The sequence below is a fragment of the Streptomyces globisporus genome, assembly GCF_003501885.1.
In the GTDB taxonomy this organism is placed as follows: domain Bacteria; phylum Actinomycetota; class Actinomycetes; order Streptomycetales; family Streptomycetaceae; genus Streptomyces; species Streptomyces globisporus_D.
Window position 1 is genome coordinate 1 of record NZ_QWFA01000391.1, and the last position, 5,727, is coordinate 5,727.

Annotated in this window: 5 protein-coding genes and 2 pseudogenes; 2 read left to right on the forward strand and 5 right to left on the reverse strand. The window is 73.1% G+C overall.

The window, feature by feature from the left end:
- From D3105_RS33865 to D3105_RS33880, 4 genes and pseudogenes are all read right to left on the reverse strand, one after another.
- Positions 1–1,046, reverse strand: a pseudogene (locus tag D3105_RS33865) (protein kinase domain-containing protein); the annotation flags it as partial.
- Positions 1,047–1,181: 135 nt separating this feature from the next.
- Positions 1,182–1,457, reverse strand: coding sequence for a hypothetical protein (locus D3105_RS33870; RefSeq protein ID WP_118906595.1), 276 nt, complete (start codon positions 1,455–1,457; stop codon positions 1,182–1,184).
- A gap of 4 nt (positions 1,458–1,461) precedes the next feature.
- The gene (locus D3105_RS33875; RefSeq protein WP_118906596.1) at positions 1,462–2,238 is read right to left on the reverse strand and encodes a TetR/AcrR family transcriptional regulator; all 777 of its coding nucleotides are present in this window, start codon (positions 2,236–2,238) and stop codon (positions 1,462–1,464) included.
- Between the two features lie 34 nt (positions 2,239–2,272).
- A complete protein-coding gene (locus D3105_RS33880; RefSeq protein WP_118906597.1) occupies positions 2,273–3,034 on the reverse strand; it encodes an AurF N-oxygenase family protein in 762 nt (253 codons plus the stop codon).
- A gap of 252 nt (positions 3,035–3,286) precedes the next feature.
- Here D3105_RS33880 and D3105_RS33885 point away from each other — a divergent pair.
- A pseudogene (locus tag D3105_RS33885) lies at positions 3,287–4,393 on the forward strand (ferritin-like domain-containing protein); the annotation flags it as partial.
- A gap of 73 nt (positions 4,394–4,466) precedes the next feature.
- Positions 4,467–5,216 carry a hypothetical protein gene (locus D3105_RS33890; protein WP_240647137.1) on the forward strand — a complete coding sequence of 250 codons (750 nt, stop codon included), beginning with the start codon at positions 4,467–4,469 and terminating at the stop codon, positions 5,214–5,216.
- Positions 5,217–5,223: 7 nt separating this feature from the next.
- Here D3105_RS33890 and D3105_RS33895 read toward each other — a convergent pair.
- The coding region (locus D3105_RS33895) for an amidase family protein (RefSeq protein WP_240647138.1) at positions 5,224–5,727 on the reverse strand (504 nt) is incomplete at its 5' end.

A 5,727-nucleotide genomic window follows, 5' to 3' on the forward strand; every position in this document is an offset into this window, starting at 1 on the left:
GTGCGCCGGGCTGCGCGGGGGGCGCCGCCGGGGCGGGCGCGGTGAGTTCGTGGGGGAGTGCGAGCTGGGTGGTGGGCCGGTCGTTCTGGGGCGGCCGCGGCCCGGTGTTGAGGAAGCGGGTGGTGCCCCGGTCCTCACCGATGTCCCCGTCGCCCTGGGGCGCGGGGGCGTCGGCGGGCTTCTGGGGCGCGGGCGCTTCCACCGGCGGCGTGTCCGTCGGCCGGGCGTCCTCCGGCTCCGGGGCCGTGCGCGCGCCCTCCGGTTTCCGGAGCGTCCGGGGGTCCTCGGGCCGGGCGTCCTCGGGGGCGGCCGTGGCATCGGACTCCCCGGCCTCCGCCGCGACGTCCCCCTCCTCCGGCACCTCCAGGGCCAGGACCCGCGCCTCCTGGTCCACGACCGCCGCCGCGAGCGGTTCGGGCAGCCAACCGCCCCGGGCGAGGCCCGCCGCGCCCTCCAGGGCCAGTTCGGCGGCGACCGTGCCGGCGGTGGGCCGCTGATCCGGGTCCTTCGCCAGGCAGGTCGCGATCAGCTCGCGCAACTCCTCGGGTACGGCGTCGAGTTCGGGTTCGTCCTCGGCGATCCGGCGGGTGGCCTCCTCGGCCGGGCCCTCCGTGAACGGGGTCGTCCCGGTCGCCGCGTACGCCAGGAGCAGCCCCAGTACGAACAGGTCGGAGGCGGCGGAGACCTCCTTGCCCTCGATCTGCTCGGGCGTCAGATAGCCGAGGCGTACCGACAGCTGGCCGCCCGGGCCGGCCTCCGCCGACGCGGCGGCGCCCAGCGGGCCGAAGGCGGTGAGGCGGGGGCCGTCGGCGGCCAGCAGCACCGTGCCGGGGGCCAGANCGTTCGGCGGTGCGGGCCTCGGCCTGGAAGCGGCGGCTGAAGACGGGGACGGCGGCAAGCTCGGGGCGCGCGGCGGTGATGAGGGCGGTCTCGCCGGACGCGATGTCCCGGGCCACGTACCGCACGGCGCTCGCGCCTTCGTCGAAGCGGGCCAGCGCGGTGAAGCGACCGAAGCGGCGTGGATCGTCCTGACGCAGCGCCTCCATGGCGCACCCCCTTGTGACCGTTGTACGGCGACCGGATGGCCCGTCCCCGGCGCCTGACCGTCGATCTTAGACCCACCCCCCAATCGCCGGTGGGCCCAAGGCCCTGTGCCGTACGCGGGGACCGCCCGCCGCCGTTCAGTCGCGGCGCGGCGGCTTGGACCAGGGCCACTTGAGCGTGCGCTGCTCACGGCCGCCGGGGGCGTACTCGTAGACCCAGCCCCGCTGGAGCCCCAGCCGCTTGGTGTAGCCGGCCGGGACCCGCTGGTAGGCGTGCACCGTGGCGGGGCCGCCGTCGGGGGAGGGCACCGGGACCTCGTACCACTTCGGCGGATGGCCGGTCGGGCCCAGCAGGATCGGCAGGACCCGGCCGTCCAGGGGGCCGCCGCGGAAAGGGGTGTTCTCGCTCTTCACCCGGTCAGTCTGACGCAGGGGACGCGGGCAGCAGGTGCGCCGCCTCCGCGACGACCGGAATTACCCGTTCCGCCAGCTGTCCGGCCGGTCCTTCGGAGGTCTCCAGGGCCAGCAGGTCGTTCACCACCGCAGCGGTCTCCGGATCGGTGGCGGCGGTCGCGGCGAGCAGGGCGATGAGGTGGTCGACGAGCCAGCCACGCAGGTCGGCCGCGGCCGGCTGCTTGTCGTCGTCCAGCCACATCAGCGAGGCCGCCTCGACGGCCGCGATCCAACTGCGCACCATCATCCGCAGCCTCGGCCCGGCGGGCTGCTCCCCGGCCCCGCCCATCCGCCCGAGGTGGCGCAGGATCTCGTCGGCCGCCGCCCGGCGCACCCCGTCCACGATCGACGTCGTACGGGAGGTCTCCACGACGCTGCCGCCGCGCAGCAGGGCGCTGAACCCGGTGTCGTGCTCGTCGACGAAGCGCAGATAGCGGTCCAGGACCCGGGCGACCCGCTCGGTCGGCGGGCCCACCGGCGGCTCGGTGAAGCACAGGGTCAGCTCGTCGGCCGCCGAGCCGAGCGCGGCCTCGTACAACTGCTGCCGACCGCCCGGGAAGTAGCGGTAGACGAGCGGCCGGGACACCCCGGCCGCCACCGCCACCTCGTCGAGCGACACCTCGTCGGGCGCCCGGTGGGCGAAGAGGCCGAGCGCGGCGAGCAGCAGCTGGGCGCGGCGCTCCTCGACGCTGAGCCTCCGGTACGTCGCCCGGGGCGGCGGGACTGCGGCGGTGGACGTCATGCTCCCGAGCCTAGACGGTATGCGCCGGTACACCTCAGGCCAGCAGACCGGAGCTTCGCCACAGCCGGCGTCCGACGCCGTTCAGCAGCCCGATGTCGTCGAAGAAGTCGGTGAGCCGTTTCGCACCGGACTGCATGACCTCCGCGCGGTGGCCGCTCGCCTTCACCTGGGCGACGGCCTCCCGGCGGTCCAGGCCGACGTTCTCGTACACCTGTGGGTTGACGAAGCAGACGGAGAAGACGCGGGCCGCCTCGCCGCAGCTGACCTTGGTGAGTTCGCGCTCCCAGCGCGGGGCGGTCACCATCTGGCGGCGCAGCTCCTCCCGGGCGTACCGGACGTGCCGGGCCTCCTCGATGACATGGATCCGGGTCACGCCGCGCACCAGGGTCTGCACCCGGTCGTCCGGGAAGGTGAGCCGCTGCATCCAGTCGAGGATCTCCTCGCCGAGCAGGGTCGCGGCGAACGAACCGGGGGTGGTGGAGACGGTCTTCAGGACCCGCGCGAGGTTGTGGTAGACGCGCGGCACCGGATACGTCGGGGCGCCGCCCCAGTCGATCATGCGGCCGAACATCATCGAGTGCCGGCACTCGTCGGCTATCTCCGTGAGCGCGTAGCGGACGTGGTTGCCGAACCACTTGCCGTCCTCGACCGCCGCGTCCCAGTCGAGTTCGGTGTCGGGGTCGAAGGAGTGCTTGGCCGAGGATTCGAGCAGCCGCAGGGCGATCTGCTCGCGGTCGCGGAGCGGCCCGAGCGCGTCGCGGAGCACGGTCGCATCGCGAGCGGTGACGGTCGTCATGGCGGGAGCACCTCACAGAGGGGGACCGGGAACAGGAGCCACCGGAAACAGGAGTTACCGACGGTCACCCCTTATGAGACTGCTCGTCAGCAAGGCCGTCAATCCCTTGCGCACGGTTCCGTCCGACTTGTTGACCCGATGTCTACCAACGTGTGAACCTGCCGGGGAGGCGGCTGACGCACGCGCTCAACTGCCCACGACGTCACGGAACTTGTCGATCACGTCCCGCTGTCCGAGGCGAAGGAGCCGTCCGTGTCCACCCATGAGCTCTACACCAGCCCGCCCGCCGAACCGATCTGGCAGGTCGCCGCCACCGGGGCCGCCCGGTTCAGCTGGGACTACGACGACGGCCGCGAACGCCTCCTCGCCCTCTACCAGAAGGGCAAGGACAAGCAGTGGGACGGCAACAAGCGCATCGACTGGTCCCTGGAGGTCGACCCCACCGACCCGCTCGGCACCCCCGACGAGGCGCTCACCCTCTACGGCACCCCGCACTGGGCGAAGATGACGGAGAAGGACCGGGGCGAGCTGCGCAAGCACTACACCTCCTGGCAGTTCAGCCAGTTCCTCCACGGCGAGCAGGGCGCGATGGTGTGCGCGGCCCGCATCGTGGAGGCCGTCCCCGACCTGGACGCCAAGTTCTACTCCGCCACCCAGACCATGGACGAGGCCCGGCACGCCGAGATCTACGGCCGCTTCCTGCACGAGAAGATCGGCATGCTCTACCCGGTCAACGACAACCTTCAGGGGCTGCTGGGCGACACTCTGCGCGACTCCCGCTGGGACATGCCCTACCTCGGCATGCAGGTCCTGATCGAGGGCCTGGCGCTGGCCGCCTTCGGGATGATCCGCGACACGACGACCAAGCCGCTGCCCAAGCAGATCCTCGCGTACGTCATGCAGGACGAGGCCCGGCACGTCGCCTTCGGGCGAATGGCCCTGCGCGACTACTACAAACAGCTGAGCGACGCCGAACTGCGCGAGCGCGAGGAGTTCGTCATCGAGGGCTGCTACCTGATGCGGGACCGGCTCAGCGGGGTCGAGGTCCTGGAGAACTTCGGCATCGGCAAGCAGGAGGCGAAGGACCTCTCGGAGCACTCGGAGTACCTCCAGCTCTTCCGGAAGCTGCTCTTCAGCCGCATCGTCCCCTGCGTCAAGGACATCGGCCTGTGGGGCCCGCGCCTCCAGAAGGCGTACGTCGACATGGGCGTCCTCGAACTCGGCGACTCCAACCTCGACCTGCTGATGTCTCAGGACGAGGAGATAGCCGAGCAACTGGACCGGGACCGCTTCGCCGCCGAGGAGGAGGCCCGGGTGGCGGAGGTCGCGGAGGCGATCGAGGAGGGCGGCGCGGCGGCCGCCGCAGGGCCCGTACGGGCCGCCGCACCCGCAGAACCCGTACGGCGGCCCGCCGCCGGTCGCGCCGGGGGCCGTGCCGCACCAGCAGCCCTACGGCTACCCGCAGCAGCCCCCGCCCCAGCAGGGCGGCTGGGGGCAGCCCGGTCCTCCGGGCGCGGGCGGCGACCGGCCGCCCCAGGGCCCGCAGCCCCCGCGCCGCAAGCGGACCGGGCTGATCGTCGGGATCGCGGTCGGCGCGGTCGTGGCGGCGGGCGGGATCGCCTACGGGGTCTCCCAGCTGGTCGGGAAGACCACCGACGCGGCGTTCCCGGAAGCGGAGTACGAGCTCGTCCTGCAGCAGAAGGTGCTGGACGGCGAATTCACCCTGGCCCAGGACCTGTCGTCGTCCGAGGGCAAGAAGATCGAGGAGATGTACGACCCCACCGTCCGGGACGCGAAGGCCGTCGTCGGCCAGTACAGCTCGGCCAAGGGCGGAGCCCTGGTGATCTCCGGGATGCACGGGCGGTTCACCGAGCCGGAAGCCATGACCGGCAAGATGATGGAGGGCGGGGCCGATGGGCAGGGCGCGACCGTCGCCGTCCCCCCGAAGGAGTTCACCCCCGCCGGTCACGACATCACGCTGAAGTGCCAGGTGCTCCAGTCGAACCAGAACGGCGTCAGGGCGAACATCCCGATGTGCGCATGGGCCGACGGGAACACCGGGGCGTCCGTCGGGATCATCCGTCCCGAGACGGCCCTCAAGGACCCCACGGCGATCGACCTGGAGGCGGCCGCGCTCGAGACCGCCGAGGTCCGCGAGGAGATCCGCCGGCCGATCGGCTGACCGTCGCTCAGCGGCGCCCCGGCAGCGGCGGCGCCGGTGCGGCGGGCAGGGCGTCCTCCACCTCGCGGGCCGCGGCGAACAGCCTGAGGTCCGCGCCGCGCGGTGCCACCACCTGGAGCCCCACCGGGCAGCCGTCCCCGGTGAACCCGGCGGGCAGGCTCGCCGCCGGATGCCCGCTCAGGTTGAACGCCCAGGTGAGCGCCGTGGAGTAGCGGGAGCCCGGGCCCTCGTGGCCGTGCGGCCGGTTCGGGGTGGCCGGGGTCAACAGCAGGGCCCCGCCGGCCAGCAGCGCCTCCAGCCGCTCGTCGTTCGCCCGCCGCACCCGCACCGCCTCCGGGGCGTCCGGCGAGCCGCCCCGTACCGCGGTCCAGGCCCCCGCCGGGTCGAGCAGCCCGGCGTCGCGGTCCAGCAGGCGTACGGTCCCGGCCGCGACGAGCCGGTCCACGGCCGCTCGGACGACGACCGCCACCTCGGGGTCCACCTCCGCGAACCCGAGGTCCTCGCTGTACAC

Excerpts from the sequence above, each read along its gene's own strand:
- D3105_RS33875 (WP_118906596.1), bottom strand. The coding sequence starts at position 2,238 with ATGACGTCCACCGCCGCAGTCCCGCCGCCCCGGGCGACGTACCGGAGG.
- D3105_RS33880 (WP_118906597.1), bottom strand. The coding sequence starts at position 3,034 with ATGACGACCGTCACCGCTCGCGATGCGACCGTGCTCCGCGACGCGCTC.